This is a genomic window from Nonomuraea sp. NPDC003709 (genome assembly GCF_040610775.1).
GTDB lineage: Bacteria > Actinomycetota > Actinomycetes > Streptosporangiales > Streptosporangiaceae > Nonomuraea > Nonomuraea angiospora_A.
This window is the reverse complement of record NZ_JBEXMW010000002.1, coordinates 38245-54624: the sequence shown is the minus strand read 5'-3', so window position 1 is coordinate 54624 and position 16380 is coordinate 38245. Positions and strand designations below refer to the sequence as shown.

General features: G+C 68.9%; 16 protein-coding genes. 7 read left to right on the top strand and 9 right to left on the bottom strand.

The annotated features are described in order from the left end of the window. Positions 1-20 precede the first annotated feature (20 nt). Both ABZX61_RS04700 and ABZX61_RS04695 read left to right on the top strand, forming a co-directional pair. Complete coding sequence (locus ABZX61_RS04700; protein ID WP_355191542.1) at positions 21-1745, top strand: DEDD exonuclease domain-containing protein; 1725 nt, start codon at positions 21-23, stop codon at positions 1743-1745. Positions 1746-1762: 17 nt separating this feature from the next. Beyond that, entirely contained in the window at positions 1763-2050 is a 288-nt protein-coding gene (locus ABZX61_RS04695) for an Lrp/AsnC ligand binding domain-containing protein (protein WP_080041188.1), read from the top strand. A 451-nt stretch (positions 2051-2501) separates the two neighbouring features. On the opposite strand, the gene ABZX61_RS04690 is transcribed toward ABZX61_RS04695, so the two are convergent. Genes ABZX61_RS04690 through ABZX61_RS04675 form a run of 4 tightly spaced genes read right to left on the bottom strand, consistent with a single transcriptional unit; the run spans position 2502 to position 6743 of the window. Then, on the bottom strand, positions 2502-4160 hold the full coding sequence (locus ABZX61_RS04690) for a ubiquinol-cytochrome c reductase cytochrome b subunit (protein WP_355191541.1): 1659 nt from the start codon (positions 4158-4160) through the stop codon (positions 2502-2504). Then, positions 4157-5269, bottom strand: a complete 1113-nt coding sequence (locus ABZX61_RS04685; RefSeq protein WP_350728937.1) for a Rieske 2Fe-2S domain-containing protein — start codon at positions 5267-5269, stop codon at positions 4157-4159. Before ABZX61_RS04685 ends, ABZX61_RS04690 begins: the two co-directional genes overlap by 4 nt. Continuing rightward, positions 5266-6075, bottom strand: a complete 810-nt coding sequence (locus ABZX61_RS04680; RefSeq protein ID WP_350728936.1) for a c-type cytochrome — start codon at positions 6073-6075, stop codon at positions 5266-5268. Before ABZX61_RS04680 ends, ABZX61_RS04685 begins: the two co-directional genes overlap by 4 nt. Positions 6076-6089: 14 nt before the next feature. Continuing rightward, on the bottom strand, positions 6090-6743 hold the full coding sequence (locus ABZX61_RS04675) for a heme-copper oxidase subunit III (RefSeq protein ID WP_350728934.1): 654 nt from the start codon (positions 6741-6743) through the stop codon (positions 6090-6092). Positions 6744-6953: 210 nt separating this feature from the next. Between ABZX61_RS04675 and ABZX61_RS04670 the strand changes: the two genes are divergently transcribed. After that, the gene (locus tag ABZX61_RS04670) at positions 6954-7352 is read left to right on the top strand and encodes a hypothetical protein (RefSeq protein ID WP_355192687.1); all 399 of its coding nucleotides are present in this window, start codon (positions 6954-6956) and stop codon (positions 7350-7352) included. 6 nt (positions 7353-7358) lie between these two features. Further along, entirely contained in the window at positions 7359-8405 is a 1047-nt protein-coding gene (gene trpD, locus ABZX61_RS04665) for an anthranilate phosphoribosyltransferase (protein ID WP_355191538.1), read from the top strand. A gap of 600 nt (positions 8406-9005) precedes the next feature. On the opposite strand, the gene ABZX61_RS04660 is transcribed toward trpD, so the two are convergent. The 4 genes from ABZX61_RS04660 to ABZX61_RS04645 form a co-directional block, all read right to left on the bottom strand. Next, positions 9006-10208 (bottom strand): Ig-like domain-containing protein, encoded by a 1203-nt coding sequence (locus tag ABZX61_RS04660; RefSeq protein ID WP_355191537.1) that lies wholly within the window; start codon positions 10206-10208, stop codon positions 9006-9008. A 199-nt stretch (positions 10209-10407) separates the two neighbouring features. After that, positions 10408-10821, bottom strand: a complete 414-nt coding sequence (locus tag ABZX61_RS04655; protein WP_350728931.1) for a cytochrome c oxidase subunit 4 — start codon at positions 10819-10821, stop codon at positions 10408-10410. Continuing rightward, on the bottom strand, positions 10821-12485 hold the full coding sequence (gene ctaD / locus ABZX61_RS04650; RefSeq protein ID WP_350728929.1) for a cytochrome c oxidase subunit I: 1665 nt from the start codon (positions 12483-12485) through the stop codon (positions 10821-10823). The genes ABZX61_RS04655 and ctaD overlap by 1 nt, the downstream gene beginning before the upstream one ends. Continuing rightward, the gene (locus ABZX61_RS04645; protein ID WP_355191534.1) at positions 12482-13144 is read right to left on the bottom strand and encodes a cytochrome c oxidase subunit II; all 663 of its coding nucleotides are present in this window, start codon (positions 13142-13144) and stop codon (positions 12482-12484) included. Before ABZX61_RS04645 ends, ctaD begins: the two co-directional genes overlap by 4 nt. A 310-nt stretch (positions 13145-13454) precedes the next feature. Here ABZX61_RS04645 and ABZX61_RS04640 point away from each other — a divergent pair, with 310 nt between their 5' ends. The 3 genes from ABZX61_RS04640 (at position 13455) to ABZX61_RS04630 (ending at position 15337) form a co-directional block, all read left to right on the top strand. Beyond that, positions 13455-14597: a cysteine desulfurase family protein gene (locus ABZX61_RS04640; RefSeq protein WP_355191532.1), complete on the top strand. Its 1143-nt coding sequence runs from the start codon at positions 13455-13457 to the stop codon at positions 14595-14597. Beyond that, complete coding sequence (locus ABZX61_RS04635) at positions 14594-14839, top strand: sulfurtransferase TusA family protein (protein WP_043638353.1); 246 nt, start codon at positions 14594-14596, stop codon at positions 14837-14839. The genes ABZX61_RS04640 and ABZX61_RS04635 overlap by 4 nt, the downstream gene beginning before the upstream one ends. Before the next feature lie 63 nt (positions 14840-14902). Next, positions 14903-15337 carry a CBS domain-containing protein gene (locus ABZX61_RS04630; protein WP_350728925.1) on the top strand — a complete coding sequence of 145 codons (435 nt, stop codon included), beginning with the start codon at positions 14903-14905 and terminating at the stop codon, positions 15335-15337. Positions 15338-15392: 55 nt separating this feature from the next. On the opposite strand, the gene ABZX61_RS04625 is transcribed toward ABZX61_RS04630, so the two are convergent. After that, entirely contained in the window at positions 15393-16379 is a 987-nt protein-coding gene (locus ABZX61_RS04625; RefSeq protein WP_355191529.1) for a carbohydrate kinase family protein, read from the bottom strand. Position 16380 lies beyond the last annotated feature (1 nt).

Below are 16380 nucleotides of genomic sequence, written 5' to 3'. Positions count from 1 at the left end.
CCTCTCTATGGTCTTGGAACGTGGACGCGGTTCAAGGCACTCTCGACGAGCTCGGCACTCCGCTGAGCGAGGTCACTTTCGTCGTTTTCGACCTCGAGACGACCGGCGGCGCCCCGTCCGACGACGCCATCACCGAGATCGGCGCGGTCAAGGTGCGGGCGGGCGAGGTGCTGGGCGAGTTCTCGACGCTGGTCGACCCAGGAGGGCCGATCCCGCCGTTCATCTCGGTGCTGACCGGCATCACCGACGCGATGGTCGTGGCCGCGCCGCGGATCGAGGCGGTGCTGCCGAGCTTCCTGGAGTTCATCCGCGGGGCCACGCTGGTGGCCCACAACGCCGGCTTCGACACCCGCTTCGTCAAGGCCGCCTGCGCCGCCCACGGCTATCCTCCGCCGGCCAATCCGGTCGTCGACACCGTCGACCTGGCCCGCCGCGTGCTGACCCGTGACGAGGTGCCCAACGCCAAGCTGGCGACGCTGGCGAGGTTCTTCCGCAGCTCCACCGAGCCGTGCCACCGTGCCCTGCAGGACGCCAGGGCCACCGTCGAGGTGCTGCACGGGCTGATCGAGCGGGCCGGCTCGTTCCAGGTGCACACGCTCGAGGAGCTCAAGTCGTTCGTCCGCGCCCCCACGCCGGAGCAGCAGCGCAAGCGCCACCTGGCCGACTCGGTGCCGCACGCCCCCGGCGTCTACTTCTTCGAGGACGAGCGCGGCGAGGTCCTCTACATCGGCAAGAGCACCAACCTGCGCAACCGCGTACGCTCCTACTTCACCGCGGGCGAGACCCGCCCGCGCATCCGCGAGATGATCGGCATCGCCGAGCGGGTGCGCCACGTCGTCTGCGCGACCGGCCTGGAGGCGGAGGTCAGGGAGCTGCGCCTGATCGGCGGCGCCAAGCCGCGCTACAACCGCCGTTCCCGCTTCCCCGAGAAGGTGGTCTGGCTCAAGCTCACCACCGAGGCGTTCCCGCGGCTGTCGATCGTCCGCGAGCTCAAGGACGACGGGGCCACCTACCTCGGCCCGTTCGGCAGTGCCCGGCTGGCCGACGAGGCCCGCATCGCCCTGCATGAGGCGGTCCCCCTGCGCCAGTGCACCCAGCCCGTCACGCTGCGCACCCGGCGGGCGGCCTGCGTGCTCCACGAGATGGGCCGCTGCGGCGCGCCCTGCGAGGGCAGGGAGAGCCAGGAGGAATACGCGCTCCACGCGGAGAGCGCGCGCCGGGCCATGACGCTCGACGCCTCGCTCGTGTTCAGCGCCGTGTCGGCGCGCATGGAGCGGCTGTCGGTGGAGCAGCGCTACGAGGAGGCGTCGGTCGATCGCGACCGGCTGGCGGCCTTCGTCCGTACGGCGGCCCGCATGCAGCGCCTGAGCGCCATCACGCGCATCCCGCAGCTGGTGGCCGCCAGCCCGGCGTTCGGCGGCGGCTGGGACATCCACGTCATCCGGTACGGGCGGCTGGCGGCGGCCGGGGTCATGCCGAAGGGCGCCCATCCGACCCCTTTCGTCGCCTCCCTCACGGCCACCGCCGAGGCGGTCATCCCGGGCGCCGGCCCGATCCACGCGGCCAGCGCCGAGGAGACCGAGTGCATCCTGCGCTGGCTGGAGTCGCCCGGGGTCCGGCTGGTGGAGGTGGAGGGCGAGTGGAGCCTGCCCGCCTGGGGCGCCGCCCGGCACAAGGCCCGCATCGACCTCGCGTACCGCCATCTTGATCAGCCCCGTAATCGGGAGGGGCGACCTTTGAGGTGAAACGATAGAGTTGATGCATGGTCACGGCTATCGTCCACATCAATGCAGAGGTAGACCGGATCCCGGAGGTCGCCCAGACGATCGCCGAGATCCAGGGGGTCAGCGAGGTCTACTCCATCACCGGCGAATACGACCTGCTGGCGATGGTGCGGGTGGCGGCGTACGAGGAGATCGCCGAGGTGGTCCCCGGGCGGATCAACAAGGTGGCCGGGGTGCTGCACACGGAGACGCACATCGCCTTCCGGGCCTACTCCAAGCACGACCTGGACGCTGCCTTCTCCATCGGCTTCCCCGAGGCCGACTGACCCACACGGGCCGACCCCCACACGGGCCGACCCCCACCGGCTGCCCCCCACCGGCTGCCCCACGCGGGCTGACCTCATCGGCTGCGGCGGCCTGACTGTCGATGCGCCGCTCGGGACCTCTCGGGCCGAGGGCCCGCGACCGGCGCGACTTCCGGCGCCCGACCGCGCCGTCTTCCGGCGAGCCCGCCCCTCGGCCGTGCCTTCGGCCGGGGTCCCCCACCGCGTGCGAGCGCCTGTGACGACACTCCCAGCCCTCCACCGGGCACGCCCGCGCATCCCAGGCACGGCCCGCTCGCCGGACACCGTGATCCCGCGGCGCGCTCCCCAGGCACGAGACCTCGCCGGGCGCCCGGCAACGCCCTCTTCCCCGGCAACGAGAACGGGATGAGACGGCGACGGGCCCGGACGAACGTGTCGTCCGGGCCCGGGCCGTATGTGGCGAGAGGTGATGTCAGTGCGTGAGGCTGCGGTCTTCCTCGCCACCGGAGCCGATGGCGGCGTGCTCTTCCTCGTGCCCGTGCCCGTGTCCCTCGTCCAGCGGGATCTTCTCCCCGCCGTACGCCTTCGACATGCGAGCGCGCAGCTTGCCGAGCGGACCGCGCATGCCCTTCGGCGGGATGCCCGCGGTGTCCTCGGCCACCGGCAGCATCGCCACCGGCTCCTTGCCCCGCATGTGGGCCTCGATGTCGTCCGCCGGCGGCGTGTGGACCTCGATGAACTCACCATGCGGCAGCCGCTTGATGACGCCCGACTCCACGCCGTGCGAGACGACCGCGGCGTCGGAACGCTGCAGGCCGAGGCAGATGCGGTAGGTGATGAGGTACGCCAGCGCCGGCGCGACGAAGACCAGCACCCGGCCGGCGTACGTCGTCACGTTGAGGCTGATGTGGAAGTTCGCCGAGATCTCGTCGTTGGCGCCCAGCAGCCACAGCACGCCGTAGAACGTGATGGCCGACATGCCGATCGAGGTGCGGTGCGGGTTGTTGCGCGGCCGGTCCGCGATGTGGTGCTCGCGGTGGTCGCCCGTCACCCAGCGTTCGAGGAACGGGTAGAGCGCCAGGCCCGTCATGACGATGCCCATCGGCACCAGCGCCGGGATGATCACGCTCAGCGGCAGGGTGCCGGCATGGGAGGTGCCGAAGAGGTTGATCTCCCACGGCACCATGATGCGCAGCGCGCCTTCGAGGAAGCCCATGTAGAAGTCGGGCTGCGAACCCGCTGACACGTCGGCGGGCGTGTAGGGGCCGAACAGCCAGATCGGGTTGATCTGGGTGAACGTCGCCAGACCCGCCACCGTGGCCAGCGTGAACAGGAAGTACGCCCCCGCCTTCGCCATGAAGGCCGGGTAGAACGGCGCGCCGACCACGTTGTGGTTGTTGCGCCCCTTGCCCGGCATCTGCGTGTGCTTCTGCACCCACATGAGCACCATGTGAGCCGAGATGAGCGCCAGCAGGATGCCCGGGATGAGCAGGATGTGCAGCGAGTAGAACCGGGCGACGACATCCCCACCCGGATATTCCCCGCCGAACAGGAAGAACGTGATGTACGTGCCGACCAGCGGCAGCGAGATCGCCACACCCTCGGTGATCCGCAGACCGGCGCCGGAGAGCAGGTCGTCGGGGAGCGAGTAGCCGGTCAGACCCTCGGCGAGCGCCAGCGTCAGCAGCAGCACGCCGATGATCCAGTTGAGCTCGCGCGGCTTGCGGTAGGCGCCCGTGAAGAACACCCGCAGCATGTGGACCATCATGCCGGCCACGAACATCAGGGCCGCCCAGTGGTGCATCTGCCGGATGAGCAGACCACCCCGGACGTCGAAGCTGATCTCCAGCGACGACGCGTAGGCCTCCGACATCATGACGCCCTTGAGCGGCGCGTACGAGCCGTCGTAGGCGACCTCCATCATGCTGGGCTTGAACCAGAACGTCAGGAACGTACCGGTCAGCAGCAGGATGACGAAGGAGTAGAGCGCGATCTCACCCAGCAGGAACGACCAGTGGTCCGGGAAGATCTTGCGCAGGTTGCGCTTGAGGAAATTGGCCCCGCCCAGGCGGTCGTCGAGGAATGTCGACGGCCCGGCGATGGCCTTGGGCACGGCGGTCAGATCGCTCATGCCTGGCCTCCCTTCTCCCTGGCCGCGCGCTCGGCGTCACCGCGTTCCCAGTAGCTCGGGCCGACCGGCACCTGGAAGTCGCCCTGGGCGATCAGGTAGCCCTCGGCGTCGACCGTGATCGGCAGCTGCGGCAGCGGCCTGGCGGCCGGACCGAAGATGACCTTCGCGCCGTCGGCCGCGTCGAACGTCGACTGGTGGCAGGGGCAGAGGATGTGGTGGGTGTTCTGCTCGTACAGGGCCGCGGGGCAGCCCACGTGCGTGCAGATCTTGGAGTACGCCACGATCCCGTCGTGCGTCCAGTTCTGCCGGACGCCGCTCTTGAGCTCCTCCGGGCGGAACTTGATCAGGATCAGCGTGGCCTTGGCGAGGGCGTTGAGGTCGTGCTGGTAGCCCTCGGGGACCACCGACAGGATGCCGCCGGGCGAGTTGAAGTCGGCGGCCCGGATGGGCTGGCCGGTGCCCTCGACGACGAGCCTGAGCGGCTTGCCCTCCTTGGTCTTCTCGCCCCAGACCGTGTGGCGCAGCAGCTTGTTGAACTTCGCGCCCGGCATCTTGCTGTTGTCGAGGTCGCGCAGCAGCACCACCGGCACGAGGCCGAGGGGCGCGGCGGCCAGCAGCAGCGTGCGGCGCATCAGCTTGCGCTTGACGAAGCCGCTCTCGTTGGCGCCCTGGACGAACGTGTCGGCGACCACCTCGCGGTCGTCCTCGGCGGAGGCCATCGGGTGGCGCTCCTGGACCAGGGAGTACTTCGGCATGATCATGCGTACCCAGATCACGATGCCGATCGCCAGTCCCAGGATCGCCACGGTCAGCGAGGTGCCCAGCGCGAAGTTGGACACTCCGGTCGCCTCGGGGCTGCCGACCTGGAAGACCACGTAGGAGATGATGAACGCGATCGCGGCCAGGAACGTGATCGTGAAGCAGAGCGCCACGATCTTCTCGGCCTTGCGGGCCTTGCTCTCGTCCGGCAGCGTGACGCCGGGGACGTCCTTCTCGACGTCCGGGGCCTCCGCGGTGCCGAGCATCGAGGTGCCCGGCGCGGGGGTGCCGATGACGCGCTTGGGTACGCGCTCATCGGGCTGCTCGATCTCGTGCTCGTTGTCTGTCATGACTTCTGTCGCTTCTTCGCGGTGATCCAGATGGCGGCGAGTGCGAGGACACTGAGGCCTGCGATCCACGCTACGAGACCTTCGGTCACCGGGCCAATGCGCCCGAGGCCGAAACCTCCCGGGTCCTTCTGCGCGCGGACCTGCGTGATGTAGGCGATCATGCTGCGCTTCTCTTCGGGCGTGATGGTCGAGTCGTTGAAGACCGGCATCGCCTGCGGGCCGGTGACCATCGCCTCGTAGATCTGGGTGGGGGTCGCCGAGTTGAGGTTGGGCGCGTACTTGCCCTGCGTCAGGGCCCCACCGGCGCCGACCCAGTTGTGACACTGGATGCAGTTGGCGCGGAACAGCTCGCCGCCCTTACCGGCGTCGCCGAGCTTGGCGTCGACCTGCTCCTGGCCCGGGACCTGCGGGCCGCCGCCGAGCGACTGCACGTAGGCGCCGATCTGCCTGATCTTGGTCTCGTCGACCCAGGGCGCCATCGGCTTGCGCGGCGCCTGCGGACCCGGGTTGGCGGCGGGCATGCGGCCGGTGCCCATCTGGAAGTCGACCGCCGCGGCGCCGACGCCGACGAGCGTGGGCGCCGTCTTGGTGCCCTCCGCGTTCATGCCGTGGCAGCTGGAGCAGTGCTTGACGAACAAGCTCCTGCCCTCGGCCACGTCATCGACCTTGCCTGCCGCCAGTGCCGCGTCGGCAGGCTTACCCGCCTGGACAAAGGCGGCGTATACCATCCCGACCAGCGCCAACGCCAAAATCAGGACGGCATATCTCGCGAGGGGATGCCGCCGCCAAGCGGTGATCCTAGTCACAGAGATCCCGTTCCTTAACGAATGATGTAGATGGTCGCGAAAAGACCAATCCAGACGACGTCTACGAAGTGCCAGTAGTAGGACACGACGATCGCGCTGGTGGCCTGCTCATGCGTGAAGCGCTTCGCGGCGTACGTGCGTCCCAGCATGAACAGGAACGCGAATAGGCCACCGGTCACGTGCAGGCCGTGGAAGCCCGTCGTCAGGTAGAACACCGAGGTGTAGGGGTTGGCGGACAAGGTCGCGCCCTCTGATGCCAGCTCGCCGTACTCGTACAGCTGCCCGGCCACGAAGACCGCGCCCATGAGGAAGCTGACGATGTACCAGAAGCGGAGCTTGCCGACCTGCCCCTTCTCCGCGGCCCACACGCCCAGCTGGCACGTCACACTCGACAGAACCAGGATGATCGTGTTGGCCGTCGCGAACGGGATGTTCAGGTGAGCGCCCTCGGCGGCCTCCAGGCCGACCTTGTGGAAGGCGGGGCCCCAATCGAAGCCGTTGCCCACGCTCACCGACCGGATGGTGAAGTACATCGCGAACAGCGCCGCGAAGAACATGAGCTCAGAGGACAGCCAGACGATCGTCCCGACACTGACCAGATTGGGTCTGCGGTACGACTGTGCTGTCGTCGTCGAAGTTATTGCGGATGCTGTCGCCACGGGCAGCATTATTGCGGCTTCGGTGGTCGGTCCCGCGCACGACCCCCCGGTTAGCAGGTACAAACCGGGAGGCAACCTGGGAGAATCGCCTCAAAACCCCCTGTCAGGCATGGTGGCCTGGGAATGCACACCGGCGCACCGGTACGATCCGAGGTGACCATACTGCTACAAGGGATAGCGAGCGCGACAGTGACCTCCACTGGGAGCACCGACGACACGATGAGGGTCCTCGTCTACAGCGACGACGCCGCCACCAGGGCCGAGGTGATCCAGGCCATCGGCAGGCGCCCCGCCGCCGACGTACCCCTCGTGGAGATCGTGGAATGCGCCACCGAGCCCAAGGTCCACCAGTGGCTGGGCTCGGGCGAGATCGACGTGGCCGTCCTCGACGGCGAGACGCAGCCCGCGGGCGGCATGGGCGTCTCCCGCCAGGCCAAGGACGAGGTCTACGACTGCCCGCCCGTCTGCCTGATCATCGCCAGGCGCGACGACCGCTGGCTGGCCGACTGGTCCAAGGCCGACGCCGTGGTGCCGCAGCCGCTGGAGCCCATGGTCCTGGCCGACACCGTGGCCGACCTCATGCGCCGCCGCTCCTCGACCCGACTCAACGCTAAGTAGGTGCCCATGGACTCCCGGACGACCTGGCCCACCCTGCTGTCCGCTCTCCTGTCCGGAGAGCACCTCACCTCCGACGAGTCGGCCTGGGCGATGCGGGAGATCATGTCCGGCGCCGCGACGCCGTCCCAGATCGCCGGCTTCGTGGTGGCGTTGCGCGCCAAGGGCGAGACGGTGGCCGAGGTCGTGGGCCTGGCCCGCACCATGCTGGATCTGGCCACGCCGCTGAGCGTGGAGGGGCCCGTGGTCGACGTGGTCGGCACGGGAGGCGACCGCGCCCACACGGTCAACGTCTCGACGATGGCCGCCATCGTGGCCGCCGCCGCGGGCGCCCGGGTGGTCAAGCACGGCAACCGCGCCGCCTCGTCCTCGTGCGGCGCCGCCGACGTCCTGGAGCACCTGGGCATCCGGCTCGACCTCACGCCGGAGCAGACGGCGCGGGTGGCCGAGCAGGCGGGCATCGCCTTCTGCTTCGCCCCGGTCTACCACCCCGCGCTGCGCTTCGCCGGGCCGACGCGCAAGGAGATCGGCGTACCCACGATCTTCAACTTCCTCGGCCCGCTCACCAACCCGGCCCGCCCGGCCGCCCAGGCCATCGGCGTCTTCGACGCCAAGATGCTGCCCGTGCTGGCGGGCGTCTTCGCCGAGCGCGGCGTCAGCGCGCTGGTGTTCCGCGGCGACGACGGGCTCGACGAGCTGACCATCGCGGACACCTCGACCGTCTGGGTGGTCAAGGAGGGCACGGCCACGCAGACGACCTTCGACCCGTCCGTGCTCGGTATCCCGCGCGCCGACGTGGGCGCGCTGCGGGGCGGGGACGTGGCCTTCAACGCCCAGGCCGTGCACGACCTGCTGCAGGGGAAGACGGGGCCGGTGCGCGACGCCGTCCTGCTCAACGCGGCCGCGGCCCTGGTGGCCCTCAACGGGCCGGGCGACGACCTCGACGCCGCCATGACCGACGGCTACGCCCGCGCGGTCCAGGCCGTCGACTCCGGCGCGGCCGCCGCCACCCTCGACCGCTGGATCGAGGTCAGCGCCACCGTCAACGGCGCCTGACCGCCCATTTCGAGGCGCGCCCCAGCTGAGGGGCGCGCCTCCCTCTGGAAGTACGCCCTCCGTCCGCTGCCGCTGAGGCGCGCACGCCGCCGCAGCGCCGGGGTCCGTACGACGGCGCGGGGAGCGGATCGGAGCAGCGGCCGGCCAGTGGCTTCACCCTCGCCAGGCTCTCCCCCGCGGGCGGCCGCCCCCGTCCCGTCCCTCAGCGCCACGCAGACGGCCTGGCCCCTCCCATCCCCGGGGGATGCACCACTTGGACGACGTCGCGACGCTGAGGCGCGCACAGCGGCGCGGAGAGCGGGCCGGAACGGCGGGCACACCTCCCCGGCGCGGCGACGGCTCGCGTCGGCCCAGGTCACGCAGGGCGCCGGACCCCGGTGCTTGCGAGCGCGCCGAGGCATCGCCGATCCGGGGCAGCGCCGAGCCGGAGCGCCGCTGAGCCCAGGGCGTGGCGAGCCCGGGCTGTGGCGAGCCCGGGGCGCGTTCAGCCTCGTGTGTGGCGATCCGGAGCGTGGCCGGCCCCGAGTGTGGCGGGTCGGGGCGGGCGTCGGCGGGTCGGAAGGCGGTGGCCTAGGCCGTGGTCGGCGGCGCGAATCGGTATCAGAACGTGATGGTCGGCCCGTCCTTAAGCACGCTCCACTTGAGCCACTCCTTCCAGTTCTCCTGCCAATGCCCCCACCCGTTCGTGGGCTCCAGCTTCCGCGGCGACCCCGTGATGATGATCGGATCCCCGATCAGCGTGTTCTTGACGAACCAGATCGCGTTCTCCGGGCTGATGTTCACGCAGCCGTGGCTGACGTTCGAGTTCCCCTGCGACCCCACCGACCAGGGAGCGCTGTGCACGTACTCGCCGCTGTTGGAGATGCGGACGGTGTGGTAGACCATCAGTGAGTAGTAGCCCGACTGGCCGGGCCCGATCCCGGGCGAGGTCATGAGCGTGGAGTCCTCGCGCGACATCGCCAGGTGGATGCCGCCGGTGGTGTAGTACTTCCACTGCCCGCCCTGCCCCGCGCTCATCGGCATCTCCCGGATCTTCTTGCCGTCGCGCCGGACGTACAGGACGTGCTCGTCGGTGCTGCCCTTGGTGATCTGCGAGCGGCCGATCTTGAAGTCGAGCCGTACGTCGCGCTTGCCGTACAGGCCGGGGCCCCCGCGCACGCCGGCCAGCTTCGCGTCCAGCCGCACCTTCGTGTGCGCGGGCCAGTACTCCAGCGGCCGGAAGTCCACGTGGCTGTCGTCGAACCAGTGCCAGGCGCCCTCCACGGGCCTGGAACTGCGAACCGTGAGGTTGCGCTCGACGGACACCCGGTCGGCGACCGGCTTGTCGAAGGCGATCATGATGGGCATGCCGACGCCGACCGTCAGTCCGGTGTCGTCCTTGTTCGGGGTGATGGTCTGGATGTCGAACGTCTTGTTGCCCTTGATCGTGGAGAACGTGCTGGTGGTCTGGGTCTGCTTGCCCGCGGCGTCCGCGGAGACGGCGGTGATCGTGTAGTTCGCCCCGGGGCGGGCGGTGACGGTGCTGCGCCAGTTGGTGCCGTCGGCGCTCAGGACGCCCTTGAGCGCCCCGGACTTGCCGCCGTCCACCCGTACGCTCTTGAGCGTGCCTCCACGGGCCGAGACGACCACGGGCTGGTCTGTGGCCACGTTCGCGGCCTTGTCCTGCGGAGAGAACGTCACAGCGGGCCCCTGGGCCCCGCCGGCCATGGCGACCCCCTCAGGCTTCGGGGCCGAGGCCCCCGAGCACGCCGCCAGCAGCGCCAGCGCCAGCAGGCCGGCCGATCCATTCGCTACGCGCCCCACGTATGACTCCCTCGTCCGACAACGAACCCCTTGCCCTGCTCACCACCCTGTGTGCCCGAAAAGGCCCTTAGCGGCGGTCCGCATAGCAGACTTCTCATTACTACCCTCAGTGATCGAATAACCACATCGGATCACCGTTAAAGAACACAAAAAAACGGGCGTCCCCCCTCAAGGGAGACGCCCGCTCAGGCAGCCCGGGTCAGTGCGAGAAGTTGCCCCGGTAGTACTGGAAGACGAAGCCGATCATGGCCATGATGACCAGGAAGATCCCGATCAGGAACATCCAGAAGCCGATCACGAACCCGGCGAAGGCGAAGGCCGCCGCCAGGCACAGGAACAGCGGCCACCAGCTGCTCGGGCTGAAGAACCCGATCTCGCCCGCGCCGTCGCTGATCTCGGCCTGCTTGTCGTCCTCCGGCTGGGCGCCGATGCGCCGCGCGGTGAACATCAGGTAGTAGCCGACCATGAACGCGAACCCGACCGAGATCGCCATGGCCGTGGTGCCGACCGGCTCACCGTGGCCCGTCGCCGCCTTGGTCCAGAACCAGTAGGCGACGTCGACACCGGCGAAGAACAGGCCGCACGCGAGGAACAGCCAACCCTGGACCTTCATCAGGCCTCGACCTCCGATGCCGTCGGCTTGGCGGACACGTGCGGGTAGTGCAGGTCGAACGCGGGACGCTCGGACCGGATGCGCGGCAGCGAGGTGAAGTTGTGCCGCGGCGGCGGGCAGGAGGTCGCCCATTCGAGCGAGCCGCCGTAACCCCAGGGGTCGTCGACGGTGACCTTCGGCGCGCTGCGCCAGGTCTTCCAGACGTTGTAGAAGAACGGCAGCGTCGAGGCGCCCAGCACGAACGCGCCCACCGACGAGATCATGTTGAGGTCGGTGAAGCCGTCGGCCGGGCTGTAGTCGGCGTAACGACGCGGGAAGCCGAGCATGCCCAGCCAGTGCTGGATGAGGAACGTCGTGTGGAAGCCGATGAACAGCAGCCAGAAGTGCAGCTTGCCCAGCTTGTCGTCGAGCATCTTGCCGGTGAACTTGGGCCACCAGAAGTAGAAGCCCGCGAACATGGCGAACACGACGGTGCCGAAGACCACGTAGTGGAAGTGGGCGACGACGAAGTAGGTGTCGCTGATGTGGAAGTCGAGCGGCGGCGAGGCCAGGATGACGCCCGTCAGGCCGCCCAGGAGGAACGTGACGAGGAAGCCGACCGAGAACAGCATCGGCGACTCGAAGGACAGATGCCCTCGCCACATCGTTCCGACCCAGTTGAAGAACTTCACACCGGTCGGCACCGCGATGAGGAACGTCATGAACGAGAAGAACGGCAGCAACACCTGCCCGGTCGGGAACATGTGGTGCGCCCAGACCGTGATGGACAGACCGGCGATCGAGATCGTCGCGACCACGAGGCTGATGTAACCGAAGACGGGCTTGCGGCTGAAGACCGGCAGGATCTCGCTCACGATGCCGAAGAACGGCAGCGCGATGATGTACACCTCAGGGTGTCCGAAGAACCAGAACAGGTGCTGCCAGAGCAGCGCGCCTCCGTTGTCGGGGGCGAAGACGTGCGTGCCGAGCTTGCGGTCCGACTCCAGCACGAGCAGCGCGGCGGCCAGCACCGGGAAGGCCATCAGCACGAGCATGCTGGTCAGCAGGACGTTCCAGACGAAGATCGGCATGCGGAACATGGTCATGCCGGGCGCGCGCATGCAGATGATCGTGGTGATGAAGTTCACCGAGCCGAGGATCGTGCCGAGGCCGGACAGGGCCAGGCCCATGATCCACAGGTCGCTGCCGATGCCGGGCGAGTTGATCGCGTTGGACAGCGGCGTGTAGGCGAACCAGCCGAACGAGGCCGCGCCGCCCGGCGTGAAGAAGCCGGACACGGCGATGAGGCTGCCGAACAGGTAGAGCCAGTAGCTGACCATGTTGAGGCGCGGGAACGCCACGTCGGGGGCGCCGATCTGCAGCGGCATCAGCTCGTTGGCGAAGCCGGCGAACAGCGGCGTCGCGAACATCAGCAGCATGATCGTGCCGTGCATGGTGAACAGCTGGTTGAACTGCTCGTTGCTGGTGAACTGCATGCCCGGCTGCGCCAGCTCGGCCCGCATGATCAGCGCCATGACGCCGCCGATCAGGAAGAAGGCGAAGGACGTGATCAGATAGAGGTGCCCGATGATCTTGTGATCAGTGGAGGACAGCCACTTGGCAATCACCTGGCCCTTGGTGACGGGCCTGGCCGGCGCGCGAAGGGGTTCGTGGATGGCGGTCACTGGGCACTCCCAGCCTGGTTCGAAGCGATGTACTGGTTCCACTCGTTCGAATCGACGAGCTTCACGTTGAACAGCATGCGGCTGTGGTCGACACCGCAGAGCTCGGCGCACCGGCCCGCGAAGATCCCCGTACGGCCCAGAGTGGTGATCTCGAACTTACGGCCCGGGTTGCCTTCCTTGATGCCGGGGATGACGTCCCGCTTGAACAGGAACTCCGGCACCCAGAACGAGTGGATGACGTCGTCGGTCGACAGGTCGAACTCGACCTTCGTGTTCGTCGGCAGCTTCAGCTGGGGCCCCTGGTGATAGTCGCTCACCGGCGTGCCGGCGACGGGGGCCAGCGTCTTGCCGTTGACCGTCGTGGTGAAGCGCCAGCTCCACTGGAAGGCCTCGACCTTGACCTTCACGGTCGCGTCGCCGTCCACCTTGGCCAGCACCTGGCTGTCACGCGCGGTGAAGAAGAAGAACACCGACACCATGACGAGCGGGATCAAGGTGTAGAGCATCTCGATCGGCAGGTTGTAGCGCACCTGCGGCGGCAGATCGGCCGAGGACTTGCGCTTGCGGTGGAAGATGGCCGCCCACACGATCAGAAAGATGACGACCGCACCCGTGGCGAGCGCGGCGATCCAGGCCCCGTTCCACAGAGTCTGGACCACGCCCGCCTGCTCGGTGACATGGTCGGGAAGAAGACCACGAGACCAGTCGGCCTTCGGAACGTCATTAGCACACGCCGTAGCAGTGGCCAGCAGCAACGCCAAAGCGGCGGCACGCGGCACCCTGCGCCGGGCCAACGAACGCCGCATCGTACGGCGAGTCGGACTCACGGATCGCCTACCCCACAGATGAAGCCCAAGAGTCTTTCTCTTGGGCGCTCTTATTTCCAGATGCACAGCTGATTGCAGACACATTAGCGTGCAGGTGCTTCGCCCTACCGCGCGACCCCTCGATGGCGCCGCAAGTGGGACGATGAGTCTCGTGGCGTATTTCGACGCGGCTTCGAGCGAGCCGCTCCACCCTCAGGCACGCGAGGCGCTGCTGGCGGCGATCGACGTCGGCTGGGCCGACCCCGCGAGACTGTACGGCCAGGCCCGCCGCGCACACCTGCTGCTGGAGCAGGCCCGCACGGAGGTGGCCGAGGCGCTCGGCGCGCGCCCGGACGAGGTGTCGTTCACATCGTCGGGCACGCAGGCCGTGCATCTCGGCGTGCTCGGCACCCTACACGGCAGACGCAGGGCCGGGCGCCACCTGATCACCAGCGCGGTCGAGCACTCCAGCGTGCTGCACGCCGGTGGCGTGCACGAACGCGACGGCGGCACGACCGAGACGGTGGGCGTGGACCTGACGGGGCGAGTGGATCTCGAGCGGTTCACCGAGGCGGTCGCCCGGCCCGGCACCGCGCTGGCCTGCCTGCAGACGGCCAACCACGAGGTCGGCACGGTCCAGCCGGTGGCGGAGGCGGCCGCGGCGTGCCGGTCCCACGGGGTTCCGCTGCTGGTGGACGCGGCGCAGACGGCCGGCAGGATGCCGATCCCGCCCGGCTGGTCGGTGCTGACGGCCAGCGCACACAAGTGGGGCGGGCCCGCGGGCGTGGGCGTGCTGGTGGTGCGCAAGGGCACGCGGTTCCGCTCGTTCCTGCCCGAGGACGAGCGGGAACGGCGGCGGGTGCCGGGGTTCGAGAACGTGCCCGGCATCGTCGCGGCGGCGGCCGCGCTGCGCGCGATGGCCGCGGACGCGGCGCAGGAGCAGGCGCGGCTGTCGGAGCTCGTGGCCAGGATCAGGGAGACGGTGCCGAAGATCGTCCCGGACGTCGAGGTGATCGGCGACCCGGTCGACCGGGCACCGCACATCGTGACCTTTTCGTGTCTGTACGTCGACGGCGAGGCCTTGCTGACCGAGCTGGACAAGGCTGGTTTCGCTGTTTCGTCAGGAAGCTCGTGCACCGCTAGTACGCTTCGTCCATCGCACGTTCTTGAAGCGATGGGCGTGCTGACGCATGGCAATGTCCGGGTGTCGCTGCCCAGGGGCGCCTCCGCGGCGGAGGTCGACAGATTCCTCGCCGTGCTGCCCGATCTGGTGCGCCGCATCCGGCAGGACGCAGGAGTCGCATGACCGAGGTTACCCAGCCGGCTTTGACGATCGACGCGCTCGGGAAGAAGTGCCCGATCCCGATCATCATGCTGGCGGAGCAGATCAACTACGTCCCACTCAACGCGGTGGTGGCCGTGCTGGCCGACGATCCGGCGGCCTACACGGACGTGCCGGCCTGGTGCAGGCTCAAGTCACACCGGCACGTCGGCTCGTACGAGCTGCCTGAGGGCGGCTGGGCCATCCACGTCCGGCGCAACTACTGACATTCCCCCCGAAAGTGGGGTAGAGGCTTCCCGTACGAAGTCACCGACTTTCGGGGGAAAGCCATGACCAGAGGACATCCGCACGAGACCGCCCGTGACGTGATGCATCCGGGGGCCGAGTGCATCGGCGCGCACGAGACGCTCGACCGGGCGGCCCAGCTGATGCGCAACATGAACGTGGGGGCACTGCCCGTGTGCGGCCCCGACGAGCGGGTGAAGGGGATCATCACCGACCGCGACATCGTCGTCAAGTGCATCGCCTCGGGGCACGACCCGTCGAGGACGACGGCGGGCGAGCTGGCCGGGGGCCTGGTCTTCGTCACCCCGGAGACGTCCGTGGACGAGACGCTCACGCTGATGGAGCAGCACCAGATCAAGCGGCTCCCCGTGCTGTCGGACAACCGCATCGTCGGCATGATCACCGAGGCGGACCTGGCCAAGCACCTGCCGGACGACAAGCTCGCCGAGTTCCTGCACCACGTCTACGCGAGGAGCTGAGCCGTGCGGGCCGCCCCGGGGCCGCTCACAGCGGGCCGGGGCGGCCGAGCGGCGCCTACGGGTGGTAGCAGCGCACGTGATCGGCGATGTCCGCCGTGGCCTCCTTGCCGTACGCGGCGCCGAACCGCTCGAGGAAGACCTGCTGCCCGAGCTCGTACTCCTGGCCGCCGACGCGCTCGAGCACGTGGGTGGCGGTCAGGTTGCCGACCTGGCCGCAGCGCTCCAGCGGCAGCCCCCAGGCCAGCCCCGACAGGAACCCGGCGCGGAAGGCGTCGCCGACGCCGGTGGGGTCGGCCTTGCCCAGCTCGGGGGCGGGGGCGACGTGGATGGACGGCTCGCCCCTGCGGTCGATGACGGCGCCCTTGGGGCCGAGCGTGGTGATCCGGACGCCGACCCGGTGCAGGATCTCCTCGTCGGACCAGCCGGTCTTCTGCTCGATGAGCCCCTTCTCGTAGTCGTTGGAGAAGAGGTAGGCGGCGCCGTCGACGAGCTGGCGGATCTGCTCGTCGGCCATGCGCGCGAGCTGCTGGGAGATGTCGGCGGCGAACGGGATGCCGCGCTGGCGGCACTCGTCGGTGTGGCGCAGCATCGCGTCGGGGTCGTTGGGGCTGATCAGCACCAGGTCGAGGCCGTCCAGACGGTCGGCGACGGGCTTCAGCTCGATCAGCCGGGCCTCTGCCATGGCCCCGGTGTAGAACGAGGCGATCTGGTTGTGGTGCTCGTCGGTCGTGCACAGGAAGCGCGCGGTGTGCTGGGTCTCCGAGATGTGCACGGAGTCGCAGTCGACGCCGTGGCGCTCCAGCCACGAGCGGTAGTCGGCGAAGTCGTTGCCGACGGCTCCCACGAGAACCGGCTTGAGGCCGAGGCAGGCCATGCCGAACGCGATGTTCGCGGCGCAGCCGCCACGACGGATCTGAAGGTCATCGACCAGGAACGAGAGTGACACCCGATCGAGCTGCTCGGCGATGAGCTGTTCGCCGAAGCTTCCTGGGAAGGTCATCAGGTGGTCTGTCGCGATTGAGCCGGTAACGGCGATGCGCACG

What these genes read in the sequence shown, in the direction of transcription:
- ABZX61_RS04695 (WP_080041188.1), top strand. Translation starts at nt 1,763, where the DNA reads ATGGTCACGGCTATCGTCCACATCAATGCAGAGGTAGACCGGATCCCG.
- ABZX61_RS04690 (WP_355191541.1), bottom strand. Translation starts at nt 4,160, where the DNA reads ATGAGCGATCTGACCGCCGTGCCCAAGGCCATCGCCGGGCCGTCGACA.
- ABZX61_RS04685 (WP_350728937.1), bottom strand. Translation starts at nt 5,269, where the DNA reads ATGACAGACAACGAGCACGAGATCGAGCAGCCCGATGAGCGCGTACCC.
- ABZX61_RS04675 (WP_350728934.1), bottom strand. Translation starts at nt 6,743, where the DNA reads ATGCTGCCCGTGGCGACAGCATCCGCAATAACTTCGACGACGACAGCA.
- ABZX61_RS04670 (WP_355192687.1), top strand. Translation starts at nt 6,954, where the DNA reads ATGAGGGTCCTCGTCTACAGCGACGACGCCGCCACCAGGGCCGAGGTG.
- trpD (WP_355191538.1), top strand. Translation starts at nt 7,359, where the DNA reads ATGGACTCCCGGACGACCTGGCCCACCCTGCTGTCCGCTCTCCTGTCC.
- ABZX61_RS04655 (WP_350728931.1), bottom strand. Translation starts at nt 10,821, where the DNA reads ATGAAGGTCCAGGGTTGGCTGTTCCTCGCGTGCGGCCTGTTCTTCGCC.
- ABZX61_RS04640 (WP_355191532.1), top strand. Translation starts at nt 13,455, where the DNA reads ATGAGTCTCGTGGCGTATTTCGACGCGGCTTCGAGCGAGCCGCTCCAC.
- ABZX61_RS04635 (WP_043638353.1), top strand. Translation starts at nt 14,594, where the DNA reads ATGACCGAGGTTACCCAGCCGGCTTTGACGATCGACGCGCTCGGGAAG.
- ABZX61_RS04630 (WP_350728925.1), top strand. Translation starts at nt 14,903, where the DNA reads ATGACCAGAGGACATCCGCACGAGACCGCCCGTGACGTGATGCATCCG.